The organism is Rhodococcus sp. FW305-130 (assembly GCF_058788335.1).
On sequence record NZ_JBYTAP010000005.1, the window covers coordinates 37145 to 54092 of the forward strand.

The window sequence follows — 16948 nt, forward strand, 5'->3', positions numbered from 1 at the left end:
TCTATTCACCACGACCTGTCCACCAAGCCACAAAGAAAAATCCCCACCTTCCGAAGAAGGTGGGGACCTTGCAAGTGCGCCCACAGGGACTCGAACCCCGGACCCAGTGATTAAGAGTCACTTGCTCTACCAACTGAGCTATAGGCGCTCGCTCTTGCGAGACAGAACATTAGCCGAATCGCCGGTTCGGGAGCAAATCGCCAGGTGGCGGCCTCGCTGCCGTAGTCCAATCGGAGGAAATCCGCTGAAAGCGGTAACAAAACGGACGGTTCGGAGCGATTGATACTTGAACGTTACTGACGGCGTGGCCCTTCATGACCGTTGGTAACGAGCGCGCCTGGCATCATTGGTGCAGCGCAGTCATACCGCAAGTCCCACTTGCCTTCCGGTAAGTGGGATTCGCATGTGATGCGGAAGTTAGTCGGAGAAATTGTGAAGCGGAGTCGAACGATGAGTCGTCAAAGGTGGGGTCTGTCCGTGCGCGGGGGGAACGGTCGAGTGTCGAAGAGTGCGGCGATGATCGCGGTGTCTCTCGGTGCGCTCGTTCTGGTCACCGCGTGCACGTCGGGTGGCAAGGACGTCAGCACCGAGGGATCGGCGCCGATCGATTCCAATCCGCTCACCGAACTCATCAAGCCGAAGCTCACCTCGACCGCCGCCGACGGCGCTGTCGGCTTCTCGCCGGGCGACCCGGTCAAGATCAACGTCGCTGACGGCGCCCTGTCCGACGTGACGATGGTCAATCAGGACGGCAAGGCAGTTGCCGGCGCGATTGCTGCCGACGGTGCGTCGTGGACGACCACCGAACCGCTCGGCTACAACCGCAAGTACAAAATCGAGGCCCGCGCATTCGGATTGGGCGGCGCCAGTACGACGGTCACGTCCTTCACCACCAGCGCGCCCGGCAACGTCACCAAGCCGTATGTCTTGCCGAACGAGGGCGACGTGGTCGGCATCGGTCAGCCCATCGCGGTGCAGTTCGACGAGAACATCCCCGATCGCAAGGCTGCCGAAGCTGCGATCACCGTCACCACGACTCCGGCCGTCGAAGGTGCGTTCTACTGGGTCAACAATCGTGAGGTCCGTTGGCGTCCGGAGAACTACTGGGCACCGGGCACCAAGGTCGACGTGAGCGTCAACGTGTACGGGCGCAATCTCGGCAAGGGAGTCTTCGGGCAGGAAGACGCGAAGAGTTCCTTCACCATCGGTGATGCCGTCATCGCCACGGCGGACGACAACACCAAGCAGGTCACTTTCCAGGTCAACGGTGAGACCGTCATGACCATGCCCACCTCCATGGGCAAGGACAGTACTCCCACCGACAACGGGGTCTACATCATCGGTGACCGCTTCGCGAACATGATCATGGACTCGTCCACGTACGGCGTCCCGGTCACCTCGGCGCAGGGTTACAAGACCCCCGTCGACTGGGCGACCCGAATGTCCTACAGCGGTATCTTCTTCCACTCGGCGCCGTGGTCGGTCGGGCAGCAGGGGTACTCCAACACCAGTCACGGCTGCCTCAACCTGAGCCCGTCCAACGCCAAGTGGGTCTACGACAACACCAAGCGTGGGGACATCGTCGTCGTCAAGAACACCGTCGGCGGAACTCTCTCCGGCACCGACGGCCTCGGTGACTGGAACATCCCCTGGAGCGTCTGGAAGACCGGCAACGCGGACGTCTGAGTGCGTCCCTGAAGCACTGAACGTCAGAATGCCCCCGACCGTCCGGTTGGGGGCATTTCTGCATCTGTATTCCTTTTGTGAGCGAAAGTGCCTCTCGGTCTATCTGAGGCGACGGGAGGTACGTTCGCTCGGCGTCAGCGTCGACCGAAGGCGTCCACTCCGGTCATTTCAGCGGACAGTGCCCACAATCTGCGTGCGTCGTCGCGATCGGTAGCCCAAGGCTTCACGCCGCCGACGCTCATGTCATCAGTCTGCGCGACGTCCGCGATGTTGCAGTCCTGGAGGTACGCGCCGGAGTGATCGGCGAGTATCGGTGCCGTCGCTGCCCACACCGTTGTAGCGGCGCCCTGGGAGGGAGTCTTGAATCCCGGCACGGCGTCGCCATTCGACGTCGTCCATCCGAGATCGTGTTTCTCCGATGCAGAAAAGTGACGTTGAAGGGGAGTGAGGATGCTCCCGGGATGGACGGAGAACGCAGTGATGCCGCGTGAAGCACCGGAGCTCGCCAGCTGGACAGCGAATAGAGCAATTGCAGTCTTGGCTTGACCGTACGCAAGCCAGCGGTCGTAACCGTTGCGGAAATGTATGTCATCCCAACGCACTCCCGACAGAAAATGTCCCGCCGACGAGACAGCGACTACGCGAGAACCGTTTGCGGGCATTGCTGGCACCAGCAGGTTCACCAGTACAAAGTGCCCGAGGTGATTGATCGCGAATTGTGATTCCCAGCCGGAGCCGACACGGAGTTCCGGGCAGGCCATGACCCCCGCATTGCAGATGATGATGTCCGGAGTGATCCGGGATTCGAGAATTTCTCGCGCACACGATCTGACACTGCTCGGGTCCGACAGGTCGCACGCTCGCACTTCGATACCCGGAAGGTCGGCCACCTCGCTCCGTGCCTGTTCTGGTCGGCGGGCAAGAACTACAACTCGCGCGCCGACCGAAGAAAGTGACCGCGAAATTTCGTATCCGAGTCCGGAGTACCCACCAGTGACCAAAGCAGTTGTGTCGGTTAAATCTTGTCCGGCAAGTACGTCGTCGGCAGTGGAGATTCGGGAGAATTCGGTGTTGATTTTGCGCTGAATGGAATTCATGGCCGCGACCGTAAAATCTGGAGTGCACTCCAGGTCAAGGAAAGGTAGACGGGCAATGCGTGAACTATCAATCGGTGACGTAGCTGTCGAGACCGGAATCAGTATCGATTCCCTTCGATACTTCGAACGTGAGGAATTGCTCGTTCACGAGGTTGCGCGCTCGGCAGGTGGGCGTCGGGTCTACGCCGAAAACGATGTCGCTTGGTTGAAGCTGTGCAATCGATTCCGAGACTCGGGTATGCCGATCGCAACGATCCGCGAATTCGCCGCACTCGTCAGGTCAGGGCCGGGAAACGAGAAGGAACGGCTTTCACTTCTACAAAAGCATGAGGTGTTGATTCGATCCAGGATCTCTGCGCTGCAGGACAACCTGACCGTCATCCACGACAAGGTTTCGGCATACGAGCGACACGTTCGCGAGGGGACCGTCGCAGGTGTCTGGGAGCCGCAACCGTCGCCCGAGTGATCGACGGCTGGGCCATTTGCGGCGATTTTCAGCTACCCCGATGTGAGCGAAAGTGGCTTTCGGTCTATCTGAGGCGACGAGAGGTACGTTCGCTCGGCCCGGGCACGGGTTGCTCGGGAGCGGGCGATTTGTCGCGGTCGCCACCCCACCCGGCTGTGGAAGGAGAGATTGGGGCTGGCGCACAAACCAAAAGAACCCCCGAAAATGTCTTTCGACATCTTCGGGGGTTCCGCTTGGGTGAGCGACGGGACTCGAACCCGCGACAGCCAGGATCACAACCTGGTGCTCTACCAACTGAACTACGCCCACCATTGCCTCGGCCACCGGTTTGACCCGGCTGCTTTGACGAAAGAGATACTAGCGCGAAAGTCGGTCAGGAAGCCAATCGGCAGGTCAGGCGGGACCCAAGCCCTCTACGACGGCTGCGATCTCCGCGCTCGACGGTCCGGGCGCCGCGACGAATGCAGTGCCGCGGTAGTACTTGAGTTCGCGGATGGATTCCTTGATGTCGGCGAGTGCCCGGTGGGCGAGACCTTTTTCGGGCTGGCCGAAGTAGATTCGCGGGTACCAGCGGCGGGAGAGTTCCTTGATGGAGCTGACATCGATCATCCGGTAGTGCAGGTATGTGTCCAGCGCCGTCATGTCACGCGAGATGAATCCGCGGTCGGTGGCGATGGAATTACCTGCCAGGGGAGCCGTACCGGCGACGGGAACGTGCTTGCGGATGTACGCGAGCACCTCTTTCTCCGCCTCGGCGAGGGTGACCGTCGACTTACGAACCTCTTCGGTCAGTCCCGACTTCGCATGCATCTTCTTCACGACGTCGGGCATTGCAGCCAATGCGTCGTCGTCGGCGTGGATGACGATGTCCACACCTTCGCCCAAGATGTTCAAGTCGCTGTCGGTCACCAGAGCCGCAATCTCGATGAGTTTGTCCGACTCGAGTCGCAGCCCGGTCATTTCACAATCGATCCATACCAATTTGTCCTGCACCAGGAACACAGTAGTGCGCGCGGGCGCGGGATAAGGTCTGCGGTGGAAACTCGACGTGTGTAAGACGGCGTTCGGGTGATGACAAGAACTGCGCCGCATTGCAACGAGGAGGGCTTTTCGATGACCGTGGATCCGAAGGAAGGAGCCGCGCCGCTGACGCCGGCGGAGAAGGCGAAAGCTGCCAAGGCTGCCGCTGCCGAAGCCGCTCGGATTGCAGCTGAAGCCGCTGCGGCAGCTGAGGAAGCCGAGAAGGAAGCGGCTGCCGCTGAGGCCGAAGCATCGGCCGGAGCCACCCCCGCTGCTCAGGCGCCGTCGGGTGCTGCAGCTGAAATCGCGGCGGGCTATTCATCCGAGGGGCGGGCACTCGAGCTCGGCTCGGTGGTGATCGACGGAGTGGCAGATCCCACCGCGCGGGTGCGGATTCCGTTGGCGACGATCAACCGTCACGGTCTGATTGCCGGTGCGACGGGTACCGGCAAGACCAAGACGTTGCAGGGCATCGCCGAGCAGCTGTCCGCCGCGGGTGTGCCGGTAGTGATGGCCGACGTCAAGGGCGACCTCTCGGGTCTGTCGAAGGCGGGGGATCCGAGCGAGAAGATGAAGGCTCGCGCAGTCGAGACGGGCGACGATTCGTGGACTCCCGCTGGGATGCCAGTCGAGTTCTTGTCGTTGGGAACGGACGGAATCGGTATCCCGGTGCGCGCGACCATCACCAGTTTCGGGCCGATCCTGCTCAGCAAAGTGTTGGGCCTCAACGAGACCCAGGAATCGACTCTCGGACTGATCTTCCACTGGGCCGACACTCAGGGCCTGGCCCTGCTGGACCTCAAGGATCTGCGTTCGGTCATCGCCCACCTGACGAGCGCTGAGGGCAAGGCGGATCTGAAGGGTATCGGCGGAGTTTCCTCCGCGACGGCGGGAGTGATTCTGCGCGCGTTGGTCAACCTCGAAGCCGACGGCGGTGACACCTTCTTCGGCGAACCGGAACTCGAAACCGAGGACCTGCTGCGTGTCGTCGGCGGTGCCGGTGTGATCACGCTGTTCGAACTCGGTGCCCAGGCCGCGCGTCCGGCAATGTTCTCCACCTTCCTGATGTGGGTGCTCGCGGACCTGTTCCAGACGCTGCCCGAAGAGGGAGATCTGGACAAGCCGAAGCTGGTGTTCATCTTCGACGAGGCGCACCTTCTGTTCGCGGACGCGTCGAAGGCCTTCCTACAGCAGGTCGAACAGACGGTAAAGCTGATTCGCTCCAAGGGCGTCGGCGTGTTCTTCTGCACGCAACTTCCGACCGACATTCCCAATTCGGTGCTGTCACAGTTGGGCGCGCGCGTCCAGCACGCCCTACGCGCATTCACGCCCGACGATCAGAAGGCGCTCAACAAGACCGTTCGTACCTACCCGAAGACCGAGCACTACGACCTGGAAAAGGCACTGACTTCACTCGGCATCGGTGAAGCCATCGTGACCGTGCTCTCGGAAAAGGGTGCGCCGACGCCGGTGGCCTGGACCAAGATTCGTCCTCCGAGGTCGCTGATGGACACCATCGGCAACGACGCGATCAAGGCGGCCGCATCGTCGAGTCCGCTGAATCAGAAGTACGGCCAGACCATCGACCGCGAGTCGGCGTACGAGAAGCTGACGGCGAAGGTGGCCGGTGCTCCGACGGCGGATCAGTCCCTGGATCTTCCGTCGCTGCCCGATCTGCCGCCACCGCCGCCGGCCGAACCTGAGGGCCCCAACATCGCCGAGCAGATCTTGGGTAACTCGGCCGTGAAGAGCTTCCTGCGTTCGGCGGCTTCGGCTGCAGGGCGGGAGATTTCGCGAAACATCTTCGGTACCGGTAGCCGTCGCAAGCGCTGAGGCTTAGGCGCCCGCGAGGTCAGATGCCGACCTCGCGGGCTAATAGGTCGTTGATCGATTCACGCCTGATCAATGGCCGCGCAATCCCGCCCAGCACAGCGACGACCGGTGGCCGGCCGACGCTGTTGTAAGTGGAGGCCATGCTGTGGTGGTATGCGCCCGTACACGGCACTGCCAACAGGTCACCTTCATGTAGGTCGGCGGGAAGCCTTGCTCCGACGGCGATTTCGTCGCCCGATTCGCAGTGCCGCCCGGCGACGGTGACTTCCTGGAGCGGTGCGCTCGAATGCCGGTTCACCAGTTCGACGTCGTAGTGGCTGTCGTACAACGACACCCGAGGGTTGTCGCTCATCCCACCGTCGACGGAAACGAAGGTTCGACCGCCGCTGATCGACTTGATGTTCTGTACGCGATAGAGCGTGACTCCGGCGCGCGCGGCGATCGCTCGGCCAGGCTCGAGCACGATTTCGGGGCGAGGGAAGCGGTTTCGGGTGCACGCGTCGTCGAGAGTTTCGTCGATGACGTGAGCGAGGCGGGTCAGATCCAGTTGGGCGTCTCCCGGCATGTATGCGATCCCATGGCCACCGCCGAGATCGAGTTCGGTGAGGATGATTCGATGCGTGCGTCGTATGTCGTCCATCTGTGCGATCATCGTCTCGATCGCGGGGCGGAAGAGTTCGGGATCGGTGATCTGGGAGCCGAGATGGCAATGCAGGCCGATGAGTTGCAGGTGCGTCGCGTTGGCGACGACGGATACCGTACGTTCCAGTTCTTCGGAAAACGCTGGTAGGCCGAACTTTTGGTCCAAGATGCCTGTGGACACTGCCTTGTGTCCGTGTATGTCGATGCCGGGTGTGACTCTGATCAACACCTTCTGTCGGTGGGTACACACCGACGCGAGCCGTACCGCTTCGCTGGGGGAGTCGAGGACGATCCGGCCGACACCCGCGTTGACCGCCGCCCTCAGTTCGGAAACCGATTTGGCATTGCCGTGCAGGATGATTCGGTGGGGGTCCACGCCCGCGGCAAGCGCGACGGCGAGTTCACCGGCGGAACAGACATCCACCCCGAGTCCCTCGTCGGAGACCCAGGTAGCCATCGCTCGAATCATCAGTGCCTTGCCGGCGTACACGATCTCCGAGTCGGGGAAGATCTCTCGATACGTGCGGCAGCGGTGCCGCACGTCCGCCTCGTCGACGACGTACGTCGGTGTGCCGTACTGGTCCGCGATCTCTTCGAGGGAGACGTCGCCGATGCAGACACGCCCGCTGTGGTCGTGGCGAGTGCTGATGGGCCACAACGCAGGATCCATACGTGGTGTCATTGCGCCGCGTAGGGAGGGGAAGATTTCGAGTAGCGTCACGTCGATCTCCTGAAGGTGACCCGCCGTGTTGCGGGCTACCTTCAGATCTACTCCCGAAGATCACCGGTGGGGCGGTTCTTGACGCTTACTTGACGCGCCGCCGAACGAGGTTGACGCGGCCCTGACGGGGCTCGAATCACTGTGCCTGTCGAATCACTGTGCTCGCCGGCGCTTCCATCCGAACCAACCGAGCACCGCGAGCAATGCCACCGCGGCGCCTCCGCCGATGACCGTCGATCTGTCGGCGGACACACCAACGGACGGAGTTCCGCCGGCACTCGGGGCGTAACCGGCGCCGTACACGGACTCGACCGCCGCTTGGATGTCGAACCCGGTTTCGGTAGCCGGCCCGCAGCTGTGCCCCTCGTGCTCGGCGTCGACGTCGTACGGCGCAGAAACGAACATCAGCTGCTCGGTGCCGAGCACGTATCTTGTGCCACAACCGTTCCCGTTCGCGAGTGTCCCCACCGACGTCACCGATGCCAGATCGCCTTTGTAGACCCGGCTGACGTCGAACAGGTAGGTGTCCTCGAACCCGTCCGAAGTTTTCTCCGTCGGAGTCCCGAGGAAAACGGTGCTGGAGACGCTCACGGCTTCTTCCGGGGTAGCCGATGATGCGCACGAACATGCATTCGCTGCCGTGGGCAGCAGTAAGGGCAACCCTCCGGTCAAAAGAAGGATTGCCCCGACTGCCAGTGTTCTTCGCATCGCCATTAACCGACTATATGGTCTGCTATGGCCTGCTCTGAGAAGTTTGCGTGAATCAGCCGCCGAGCTTCTTGTAGAACGTGCCCACGATGGGCGCAACGACGGCACGCGGGCTGTAGCCGCCCGCGACGGACATCGCCTTGCTCAAGATGCCCGGTACGACGCGCATCTTGTTCTCGGCCAGGCCGTCGAGCGAGACCTTGGCGGTGTACTCGCTCGAGATCCAGAAGAAGTCCGGGACGAGCTTGTCGACGATCGACGCTTCGGCCGGGTCCGGGGTTTCGGTGCGTACTGGGCCTGGGGCGAGCAGGGTGACGTTCACTCCGGTGCCCTTGAGTTCACCTCGCAACGATTCCGCGAAGGTGTTCACGAACGCCTTCGTGGCGGCGTACGTCGCGTTGTTGGGGATCGGCATGTTTCCGGCCGCGGACCCGACCATCAGGATGGCTCCGGACTTGCGTGCGAGCATGCCGGGCAGCACGGCCAGCGTGAGATCGTGCACTGCAACGGCGTTGAGCTCGACCTGGTCGCGCTCGTATGCCGGGTCCAGCTCGGCGATCGGCCCGAAGGTGGCGATACCGGCGTTGTTGCACAGGATGCTGATGTCGCGGCCACCGAGTTCCTCGACCAGAACGGCACGCGCCGCGCTGTCGGAGAGGTCCGATGCACGGACCTCCACCTCGACGCCGTGCGCGGCGCGAAGCTTCTCGGCGAGGACCTCCATGACCTCGCCACGACGGGCAACGAGGATCAGGGAATGTCCGCGTGATGCCAGATCAGCGGCCAGTGCCTCTCCGATGCCGGAGGAGGCGCCGGTCACTACGGCGCGGGCTGTGGTTGTGGGTGTCGGCAGGCTCACGATCAGTCAGCGTAGCCGGTCAGATCTTCGCGGCCAGTCGTGTGCCCTGTTCGATGGCACGCTTGGCGTCGAGTTCTCCTGCCACGTCGGCGCCGCCGATGATGTGGGTCACCACGCCCGCGACGGTCAGTTCGTCCACGAGATCGCGAACCGACTCCTGCCCGGCGCAGATGACGATGGTGTCGACCTCGAGGAGTCGGGGCTTCTCGTGCTTCTCACCGAAGGTGATGTGCAGGCCGGCGTCGTCGATGCGCTCGTAGTTGACGCCCGAGAGCTCGTGGACGCCCTTGTTCTTGAGGGCCGCCCGATGGACCCAGCCGGTGGTCTTCGCGAGGCCGGCGCCGATGCGTCCTGGCTTGCGTTGGAGGAGGTAGACCTCCCGCTCGGAGAGCTCCGGTACCGGAGTGGTGAGAGCGCCCGGGGCCATTTCGGGTTCGGTGACGCCCCATTCCTGCTTCCACTCCTTGAGATGAAGAGTGGGGGAAGTGGGGTGCGTGAGGAATTCGCTCACGTCGACGCCGATGCCGCCGGCGCCGATGACGGCGACGGACTTGCCGACGGGCTTGCCCTCTCGGACGACCTCGGCGTAGGTCAGCACCTTCGAGTTCTCGATGCCGGGGATCTTGGGAACGCGCGGCGTCACGCCGGTGGCAACCACCACTTCGTCGAAGGATCCGATGAGATCTGCCGGTGTGACGCGGGTTTCGAGCTTGACCGTCACTCCGGCCACGTCCAGCATGCGGGTGTAGTAGCGAATGGTTTCGGCGAACTCTTCCTTACCCGGAATGAGCTGTGCGATCCCGAACTGTCCGCCGATCTTGTCCGAAGCCTCGAACAACGTGACCGAATGACCACGCTGAGCAAGATTGAGTGCTGCGGAAAGTCCGGCAGGACCGGCACCGACGACGGCGAGGTTCTTGGTCCGCCGAGTGGGGGAGAGGATCAGTGTGGTTTCGCGGCCCGCGCGCGGGTTGAGCAGGCAGGAGACCTGCTTGTGAACGAAGGCGTGGTCGAGGCAGGCCTGGTTGCAGGCAATGCACGTGTTGATCTCGTCGGACGCTCCTCTCTCGGCCTTGTTTACCCAGTCAGGATCGGCGAGCATCGGCCTGGCCATCGAAATCAATTGTGCGTCACCGCGGTTGAGGATCTCTTCGGCGGTCTCGGGCATGTTGATCCGATTCGAGGCGGCTACCGGAATGTCGACGTGCTTCTCGAGCTTGCCTGTTATGTCGACGAAGGCTGCTCGGGGAACCGAGGTGACGATGGTGGGCACCCGTGACTCGTGCCACCCGATGTCGGTGTTGATGATCGTGGCGCCGGCGGCTTCGACTTCCTTTGCCAGTGAGACGATTTCATCCCAGGTCTGACCGCCCTCGACCAGGTCTGCCATCGACAGCCGGAACACGATGATGAAGTTCGGGCCGACAGCCTTGCGTGTGCGTCGCACGATTTCGACTGCCATGCGTCGACGGTTCTCGGAACTGCCGCCCCACTGGTCGGTGCGCTTGTTCGTGCGCTCGCAGAGGAACTGGTTGATGAAGTAGCCCTCACCGCCCATGATTTCGACGCCGTCGTAACCCGCGGACTTGGCCAGGCGCGCGCAGCGAACGTAGTTGCGGATCTGCCAACGCACCCCACGGCCGGTCAGCTTGCGCGGACGGAACGGGTTGATGGGCGCCTTGATCGACGACGCGGAGACACTGAAAGGCTGGTAGCTGTAGCGGCCGGCGTGCAGGACCTGCATGGCGATCTTTCCGCCCGCGTCGTGAACCGCCTTGGTGATCCGGCGGTGACGGCGCGCTTCGATGCGGTTGGTCAGCTTGGCACCGAAGGGCAAGAGCCAACCGGTGCGGTTGGGCGCGTAGCCGCCGGTGATGATCAAGCCGACACCGCCACGAGCACGTTCGGCGAAGTACTCGGCCAAGCGGTCGGTGTCCTTCGCGCGATCTTCGAGGCCGGTGTGGATCGATCCCATGACGACGCGGTTCTTCAGCGTCGTGAATCCGAGGTCGAGCGGTTCGAGCAGGCGGGGGAACTGTGTATCCGTCATGACTGAAGATGTCCTTCCGTGGCGTACTCGCCGGTGTCTTCGATGGCGTACTCGCCAGTGTCTTCGATGGCGTACTCGCCAGTGGGCAATGCGTCCAGAACTTCCTGGCACCAGTCGGTGAATCCTTCTTCGACGCGGATACCGCCGCGAAGTACCAGGTACTGGTGCAGTGAAGAGCCGGAAAGTGCTGCTGGATTGGGGAAGTCACGCTTTTCGATGAGTCGGTAGACGTCGAGGCGGGCGGCGTGGCCGTCGCGGTGGCGAGCGACTTCGCGTCGTAGAGCGGGGAGATCGGCGTGCGCTGCGGCCCTGATCTTGATGGCCAACTCGTTGCGCAGGTGGTTCGGTTCGGACGGCTCGGCGATCCATCGGGTCAGTTCGGCGCGACCCGCGTCGCTGACGCGGTACATCTTCTTGTCCGGGCGGCCGTCCTGCGCGATGGCCTCCACCTCCACCCAGCCTGCCTCGTCCATTCGCTTGAGGACTCGGTAGATCTGCTGGTGCGTCGCGCTGTGGAAGAAGCCGATCGACTTGTCGAACCGGCGTGTGAGGTCGTATCCCGACGCATCCTGTTCGGACAGGGAGACGAGCAACGCATGTTCGAGTGCCATGGAAAAAGTATCTATGCACTCAGGTGCGTATGCAACTAAGTGCGTACTAACTTGGGTGCATAGAAGGTTTTGTATGTCGACTTCGGAGAGAGGCGCCGAGTCGCCCGCGCGCAGTTAGGCTTCGCCGTATGAGCGCCGAGTCCACGAGCATGCAGGCCGAGCCACCAGCAGGCATCGGTGGTGCGGCCACGAAGAGTCAAGTGTTCGCGTGGGGGCTGTGGGATTGGGGATCGGCAGCATTCAACGCCGTGATCCTCACGTTCGTCTTCTCGGTCTATCTCACCGACGCGGTCGGCGACGACCTGCCCGGCACGATTTCGGCAACTACGTGGCTCAGTTGGGCTCTCGGAATCGCCGGCTTCTTCATCGCGATACTCGCCCCGATCACCGGACAGCGTTTCGATGCGTCGGGTAAACGCAAACTCTCACTCGCGATACTCACCGGCATCACCGTGCTCTCGATGGCGGGTCTCTATTTCGTCGAGGACAACTACCGCTACCTGTGGCTCGGATTGGTTCTGCTCGCAATCGGTTCGGTGATTTTCGAACTGGCCGGCGTGCCGTACAACGCCATGATGCGGCAGGTGTCGACACCGGAGAATCTGGGACGAGTCTCCGGCTTCGGCTGGGCCATGGGATATTTCGGCGGAATCGTGCTGCTGTTGCTGTGTTACTTCGGGTTCATCGTCGGCGACGGCGACACTCGGGGATTCCTGGGATTGACCACCGACGGCGGCATGAACATCCGGATGGTGGCACTGCTGGCTGCAGTGTGGTTCGCGGTCTTCGCGATTCCGGTGTTCTTCAAGGTTCCCGAGTTGCCCAGCCCCGCGGTCGATCCGGGAGCGTCCAAGGCCGGGTTCCTCGACTCCTATCGGGTGTTGTGGCGCGATCTGCGCGAACTCTGGAACGTCGACAGGCGCACGATCTGGTACCTGATCGCGAGCGCACTCTTTCGTGACGGTCTGGCGGGTGTGTTCACCTTCGGAGCCGTGTTGGCTGTCAACGTCTACGGAATCAGTGCGGCCGACGTCCTGCTGTTCGGTGTTGCCGCCAACGTGATTTCCGCAATCGGTGCATTGGTGGCCGGACGCTTCGACGATCGGATCGGACCCAAACAGGTCATCACCGTCTCGCTGGCGTCGATGATCGTGGTCGGCGCGATATTGATCGCGGTGTCCGGGCCGGTGATGTTCTGGATCTTCGGTCTCGCGCTCTGCCTGTTCGTCGGGCCCGCTCAGTCTTCGGCACGAACCTTCTTGGCACGCATCACCCCGCCTGGGCGTGAAGGTCAGATGTTCGGCCTGTATGCGACCACAGGCCGAGCAGTGTCGTTCTTGGCGCCGACACTGTTCGGCCTGTTCGCTTGGCTCTTCGGTGCAGACCGTGCCGGCATCATCGGACTGCTGGTGGTTCTCGGCGTCGGCCTTGCCGCATTGTCGATGGTGAAGGCGCCGGAAGGGGACAGTGCGATCCCCGTCAATCCTTGAAGTAGACCAACTGGTGTGTCGTAGCGAGCAATGCGCCGTCACTGCCCCAAATTTCGGCCGACTGATCGAAGTATCCGTTTCCGAACCGTTGGGTCCGTGCGGTTCCCAGCACGGAATTGTCCGCCTGTTCGGTCAGCGTCTGAGCGTCGGCGTGGAAGTAGATGGTCATCGAGACCGTTCCGGCCGGAGCCATCTTGCCTCGGCGCAAGAAGACTCGTGGGAAGAAGACATCGCACAGTGCGGTCAGCGACGTGAAGTCGAGAGCGCGTGCCGGTTGATCGCGCACCCAGAGTGTCGTGGTCGAGTCGGGATGCTCGCCCGACTCCAGATCGGGGATCGCACCTTCGACAAAGCGCATCTCGTAGTTCTGTGCCCAGGCGATGAACTCGGGGAACGGCAGCAGCGCAACGTTTTCGGCCGACGGAACTTCCGGCATCGTGATCTCGGTAGACGACCAGGTTTCACGCCTGGTACCGAACACAGCCGTCGCGGTAGTGGCGACGGTTCCGTCCTGAGACAGTTCGATGGACCAGTGCTGCGTCGAGCGGTTGGTACGCACCGGCCGGGCGGAGATCTCGAAGGCGCCCTCGGTGATCGGACCGGCAAAGTTGACGGTCAACGACAGCGGATCGCCGAGGCGTTCGGGGTGCTTCAGTACAGATTCGAGCAACGTGGCAGCGGTGACGCCGCCGAACGGCCCGACCATGTTGTTGTATGCCGGATTGGTTTCGCCGGTCGACAAGCCGGCGGTGAGTGGCGTCAATCCGACAGCGGTGTCGAACGGATGGGGTGGTGCAACGGTCTCGGTCATCGCAGAACTCCTGGTGGTGGAATCAATTCGGCTCTATGTATGACAACATACATAGAGCCGAATTCGTCGCGACGATCAGGATCCTGCACGTGCGAGGATTGCCTCGGCCAACTCTTCGGCTCGCTCTTCCGGAATCCAGTGACTTCCGCCGTCGAGCACGACGAACTCGTAGGGAGCGTCCACGAATTCACCACAGCGTTCTGCGCCTGCGCGGCCGAGCGCTGTGTCGCCGGTGCTCCAGACATACGTGGTCGGCACGGTGGTGCGATCGATGTCGCCGAAGTCGCGAGTCATCGCGCGGTACCAGTTCAAGGCGCCGGTGAGCGCGCCCTCCCCGCTCAGGACACGAATGTGCTCGTCGGCGAATTCAGGATCGATCTGGCCGTCGAACATGGCGCGCAGCCGGCGGAAGTTGTCCTCCGACAACACCTCCTCGGCTTTGCCCTCCTGTCGGAGAAGTCCGATGTACGACGAGCGTTGCTTCTGGTCCTCGTCCTCGCGGAGTGCCCAACCGAAGGCGGTGGGGTGGGGGACCGAGATCGCCGTCAGGCTGCGGATCCGGTTCGGATGGCGACCGGCGACCTGCCAGGCGACCGCCGAACCCCAGTCGTGGCCGACCAGATGCGCGTCGGACAGGCCGAGTGCGTCGAGCAATCCGACGACGTCGGCTACCAGATGCTCGATCTTGTAGGCATCCACCCCTTCGGGGCGCGCGCCGGCGGAGTATCCGCGCTGATTCGGTGCGATCACACGGTATCCCGCCGCGGTGAGCAGTGGTGTGACCTTGCCCCAGGATGCGGCGCTCTCCGGGAAGCCGTGCAGCGCTACCAGCGGAATGCCGTCGTCCGGGCCCGAGATCAGTACGTCGAAGGTGAGGTCGCCAACGGGGATTTCGTATGTACTCGTGGAAGACATGACTCTCACCGTACGTCGAAAAGGTGAACCCGAGGTCAGTTTCGAGGTGGATTCCAGGTGGCCATTCCGAGCATGATGACTCGCAGTTGCTTCTCGGCTCGTGTGATGACGGCGGCTTCGTCGCGATACCCGGCCGTCCCGGCGTCCAGCAGTTCGACGACAGCGCTGAACATCGTCGAGACGATCAGGTCGGCAGCCATTTCCAGATCGTCCGACGACCAGCTTTCCAGTCCGGCAATTCTGGAGAGGTCGATGGTCAGTTCGCTGACGAACAACCGCATTTCAGTGGCTATCGCACGTCGTACCTCACTGACGCCGCTGTAGCGTTCGCGGCAGAGGAACCGAAACTGTCGCTCGTGTGTATGCACTTGTCGCACAAGGATGCCCAGTGACGTAGCGGCGTCCTTGGTGCTGGGATTACGCCTTGCGTCGCGCAGCATCTGGCGCAACATGCGCATGCTCTCTTCGACGAGGACGACACCGACGTCCTCCAGTGAAGCGAAGTGGCGGTAGAACGCCGTCGGAACGATCCCGGCTTCCCTGGCTACCTCTCGCAAGCTGATTCCGGCGAAGCCGCGATCGGCCGAGAGGTCCATGGCAGTGTCCAGGAGCGCTTGGCGTGTGCGTTCCTTCTTTGCGGCACGACTTTCCGGTTCCCTGTTGTCGGGTTCCCTGCGCTCTGGGTTCACCGGTCCGGCCTTCGTCACGACGTCGAGTGTAGGTACAGGCATTCCGGCTCCTTTCGGCAACTCGTGTAACTCGGATCACATTCTTGTTGACATGTACTTGTGTGCACCTGTCACACTATCTTCGGTGAACATTTGTACACTGAATTCACGCCGTCGGGGGAAGCTAGCCCAGCAATCGACACACCCGGCAACCGAAGTACGAGGAGGGTCATGACAATCGCATCTGCTCCTGAGAACACGACACCGAAGTCCACACCTCGGCGCGGACTGTCCTTGGTGGGACTGATCGAAGCCATGGCTGCTCCACATCAGATCGATCGGTACCTCGAGTTGGTCAACCCGATGGCGACCGTTCGTGACATCCGCGCGCAGGTTGTCGCCGTCGACCATCCGACCGCTGACTCCGTCACTCTGACGCTGCGCCCGACTCGCCAGTGGCGCGGTTTTCAGGCGGGCCAGTTCGTGCAGTTGGGCGTGGTGATCGACGGTGTTCGTCACACTCGCTGCTACTCGCCGGCCGGCGGCGCGTCTACGCGCAGCGGGCTGATCGAGCTCACCGTGAAAGCGCATCCCGGTGGCCTGGTGTCGCAGTATCTGTACGCCAACGCGGCGCCCGGACTCGTTGTCAGCCTCTCGCAGGCAGACGGTGTGTTCTCCCTTCCCGTCGACCGCCCGCGTCGGGTGTTGTTGATCAGTGGCGGCAGTGGAATCACCCCGGTCATGTCGATGCTTCGGACGCTGGTGGAGGAGGAGCACTCGGGCGAGATCGTGTTCGTGCACTACGCGAACACCGATGCCGACGTGGCATACACGCGCGCGCTGAAGACCATCGCCGAGCAGAACCCGAACGTGAAACTGGTACTCGTGTACACCGAAAGCGGTGGAGGTGACCTCGAAGGTTTCTTCGATCGCGGGCACCTCGACGCCGTGGCTCCGTGGATCGCCGATCCGGACACGATCGACGCCCAGGCTTATCTCTGCGGGCCTCCCGGTCTGATGCGGGGAGTGCGTGAGGTGTTCCGTGAGCTCGACGTCGAGCACTTGCTCAATACCGAGGAGTTCGCGCCGGCGGTGGCCGAGCCGGGTGAGGCCGGCGGCGAGGTGTCATTCACCAAAAGTGGGGTGGCGGCCGAGAACTCCGGCGAAACACTTCTCGAACAAGCAGAAGCTGCGGGCCTCAATCCCGAATACGGATGCCGGATGGGAATCTGCTTCTCCTGCACCTCCGTCAAGAAGGCGGGTCGTACCCGAAACGTGCGCACCGGTGAGACAGACGACGAGCCGGACAAGAAGATCCAGCTGTGCGTCAGCGCTCCCGTCGGCGACGTCACCGTCGACATCTGAAGTCCC

At 62.4% G+C, this 16948-nt stretch carries 15 protein-coding genes and 2 tRNA genes; 5 read left to right on the forward strand and 12 right to left on the reverse strand.

All coding sequences use genetic code 11. The features are described 5' to 3' along the window. Positions 1-75: 75 nt before the first annotated feature. Positions 76-148, reverse strand: a tRNA-Lys gene (locus AC3WQS_RS16370). 329 nt (positions 149-477) lie between these two features. Between AC3WQS_RS16370 and AC3WQS_RS16375 the strand changes: the two genes are divergently transcribed. Continuing rightward, a complete protein-coding gene (locus tag AC3WQS_RS16375) occupies positions 478-1686 on the forward strand; it encodes a L,D-transpeptidase (RefSeq protein ID WP_080945687.1) in 1209 nt (402 codons plus the stop codon). 134 nt (positions 1687-1820) lie between these two features. Here AC3WQS_RS16375 and AC3WQS_RS16380 read toward each other — a convergent pair whose 3' ends face one another. Beyond that, a complete protein-coding gene (locus AC3WQS_RS16380; protein ID WP_477993355.1) occupies positions 1821-2783 on the reverse strand; it encodes an oxidoreductase in 963 nt (320 codons plus the stop codon). Positions 2784-2838: 55 nt separating this feature from the next. Between AC3WQS_RS16380 and AC3WQS_RS16385 the strand changes: the two genes are divergently transcribed. Further along, complete coding sequence (locus tag AC3WQS_RS16385) at positions 2839-3249, forward strand: MerR family transcriptional regulator (protein WP_019749137.1); 411 nt, start codon at positions 2839-2841, stop codon at positions 3247-3249. A 236-nt stretch (positions 3250-3485) separates the two neighbouring features. On the opposite strand, the gene AC3WQS_RS16390 is transcribed toward AC3WQS_RS16385, so the two are convergent. Continuing rightward, positions 3486-3558, reverse strand: a tRNA-His gene (locus tag AC3WQS_RS16390). Between the two features lie 84 nt (positions 3559-3642). Then, a complete protein-coding gene (gene orn, locus AC3WQS_RS16395; protein ID WP_024487359.1) occupies positions 3643-4242 on the reverse strand; it encodes an oligoribonuclease in 600 nt (199 codons plus the stop codon). 120 nt (positions 4243-4362) lie between these two features. On the opposite strand from orn, the gene AC3WQS_RS16400 reads away from it, so the two are divergent. Continuing rightward, complete coding sequence (locus AC3WQS_RS16400; protein WP_133727578.1) at positions 4363-6102, forward strand: helicase HerA-like domain-containing protein; 1740 nt, start codon at positions 4363-4365, stop codon at positions 6100-6102. A 19-nt stretch (positions 6103-6121) separates the two neighbouring features. Here AC3WQS_RS16400 and lysA read toward each other — a convergent pair whose 3' ends face one another. The 5 genes from lysA to AC3WQS_RS16425 all read right to left on the reverse strand — a co-directional run bounded on the left by lysA (position 6122) and on the right by AC3WQS_RS16425 (position 11693). Further along, a complete protein-coding gene (gene lysA / locus AC3WQS_RS16405; RefSeq protein WP_046378789.1) occupies positions 6122-7465 on the reverse strand; it encodes a diaminopimelate decarboxylase in 1344 nt (447 codons plus the stop codon). 153 nt (positions 7466-7618) lie between these two features. Next, a complete protein-coding gene (locus AC3WQS_RS16410; protein WP_492711534.1) occupies positions 7619-8056 on the reverse strand; it encodes a hypothetical protein in 438 nt (145 codons plus the stop codon). Positions 8057-8228: 172 nt separating this feature from the next. Further along, on the reverse strand, positions 8229-9032 hold the full coding sequence (gene cmrA / locus AC3WQS_RS16415; RefSeq protein WP_019749133.1) for a mycolate reductase: 804 nt from the start codon (positions 9030-9032) through the stop codon (positions 8229-8231). A gap of 19 nt (positions 9033-9051) precedes the next feature. Next, entirely contained in the window at positions 9052-11082 is a 2031-nt protein-coding gene (locus AC3WQS_RS16420) for an FAD-dependent oxidoreductase (RefSeq protein ID WP_492711533.1), read from the reverse strand. Continuing rightward, positions 11079-11693 (reverse strand): PadR family transcriptional regulator, encoded by a 615-nt coding sequence (locus tag AC3WQS_RS16425; RefSeq protein ID WP_019749131.1) that lies wholly within the window; start codon positions 11691-11693, stop codon positions 11079-11081. Before AC3WQS_RS16425 ends, AC3WQS_RS16420 begins: the two co-directional genes overlap by 4 nt. Before the next feature lie 128 nt (positions 11694-11821). On the opposite strand from AC3WQS_RS16425, the gene AC3WQS_RS16430 reads away from it, so the two are divergent. Further along, positions 11822-13183 (forward strand): MFS transporter, encoded by a 1362-nt coding sequence (locus tag AC3WQS_RS16430; RefSeq protein ID WP_046378786.1) that lies wholly within the window; start codon positions 11822-11824, stop codon positions 13181-13183. Here the strand turns inward: AC3WQS_RS16430 and AC3WQS_RS16435 are convergent. From AC3WQS_RS16435 to AC3WQS_RS16445, 3 genes are all read right to left on the reverse strand, one after another. After that, positions 13173-13994, reverse strand: a complete 822-nt coding sequence (locus AC3WQS_RS16435; RefSeq protein WP_021333443.1) for an acyl-CoA thioesterase — start codon at positions 13992-13994, stop codon at positions 13173-13175. The genes AC3WQS_RS16430 and AC3WQS_RS16435 overlap by 11 nt on opposite strands. A gap of 75 nt (positions 13995-14069) precedes the next feature. Beyond that, on the reverse strand, positions 14070-14909 hold the full coding sequence (locus tag AC3WQS_RS16440; RefSeq protein WP_003945355.1) for an alpha/beta fold hydrolase: 840 nt from the start codon (positions 14907-14909) through the stop codon (positions 14070-14072). A gap of 35 nt (positions 14910-14944) precedes the next feature. Then, positions 14945-15640, reverse strand: a complete 696-nt coding sequence (locus tag AC3WQS_RS16445) for a TetR family transcriptional regulator (protein ID WP_003945327.1) — start codon at positions 15638-15640, stop codon at positions 14945-14947. A 168-nt stretch (positions 15641-15808) separates the two neighbouring features. On the opposite strand from AC3WQS_RS16445, the gene AC3WQS_RS16450 reads away from it, so the two are divergent. Continuing rightward, positions 15809-16942, forward strand: a complete 1134-nt coding sequence (locus AC3WQS_RS16450) for a ferredoxin reductase (protein WP_020970014.1) — start codon at positions 15809-15811, stop codon at positions 16940-16942. Positions 16943-16948 lie beyond the last annotated feature (6 nt).

Coding starts and splice junctions, on each gene's coding strand:
- AC3WQS_RS16430 (WP_046378786.1), top strand. CDS start 11,822: ATGAGCGCCGAGTCCACGAGCATGCAGGCCGAGCCACCAGCAGGCATC.
- AC3WQS_RS16400 (WP_133727578.1), top strand. CDS start 4,363: ATGACCGTGGATCCGAAGGAAGGAGCCGCGCCGCTGACGCCGGCGGAG.
- AC3WQS_RS16380 (WP_477993355.1), bottom strand. CDS start 2,783: ATGAATTCCATTCAGCGCAAAATCAACACCGAATTCTCCCGAATCTCC.
- AC3WQS_RS16445 (WP_003945327.1), bottom strand. CDS start 15,640: ATGCCTGTACCTACACTCGACGTCGTGACGAAGGCCGGACCGGTGAAC.
- AC3WQS_RS16435 (WP_021333443.1), bottom strand. CDS start 13,994: ATGACCGAGACCGTTGCACCACCCCATCCGTTCGACACCGCTGTCGGA.
- AC3WQS_RS16385 (WP_019749137.1), top strand. CDS start 2,839: ATGCGTGAACTATCAATCGGTGACGTAGCTGTCGAGACCGGAATCAGT.
- AC3WQS_RS16450 (WP_020970014.1), top strand. CDS start 15,809: ATGACAATCGCATCTGCTCCTGAGAACACGACACCGAAGTCCACACCT.
- AC3WQS_RS16425 (WP_019749131.1), bottom strand. CDS start 11,693: ATGGCACTCGAACATGCGTTGCTCGTCTCCCTGTCCGAACAGGATGCG.
- AC3WQS_RS16420 (WP_492711533.1), bottom strand. CDS start 11,082: ATGACGGATACACAGTTCCCCCGCCTGCTCGAACCGCTCGACCTCGGA.
- AC3WQS_RS16440 (WP_003945355.1), bottom strand. CDS start 14,909: ATGTCTTCCACGAGTACATACGAAATCCCCGTTGGCGACCTCACCTTC.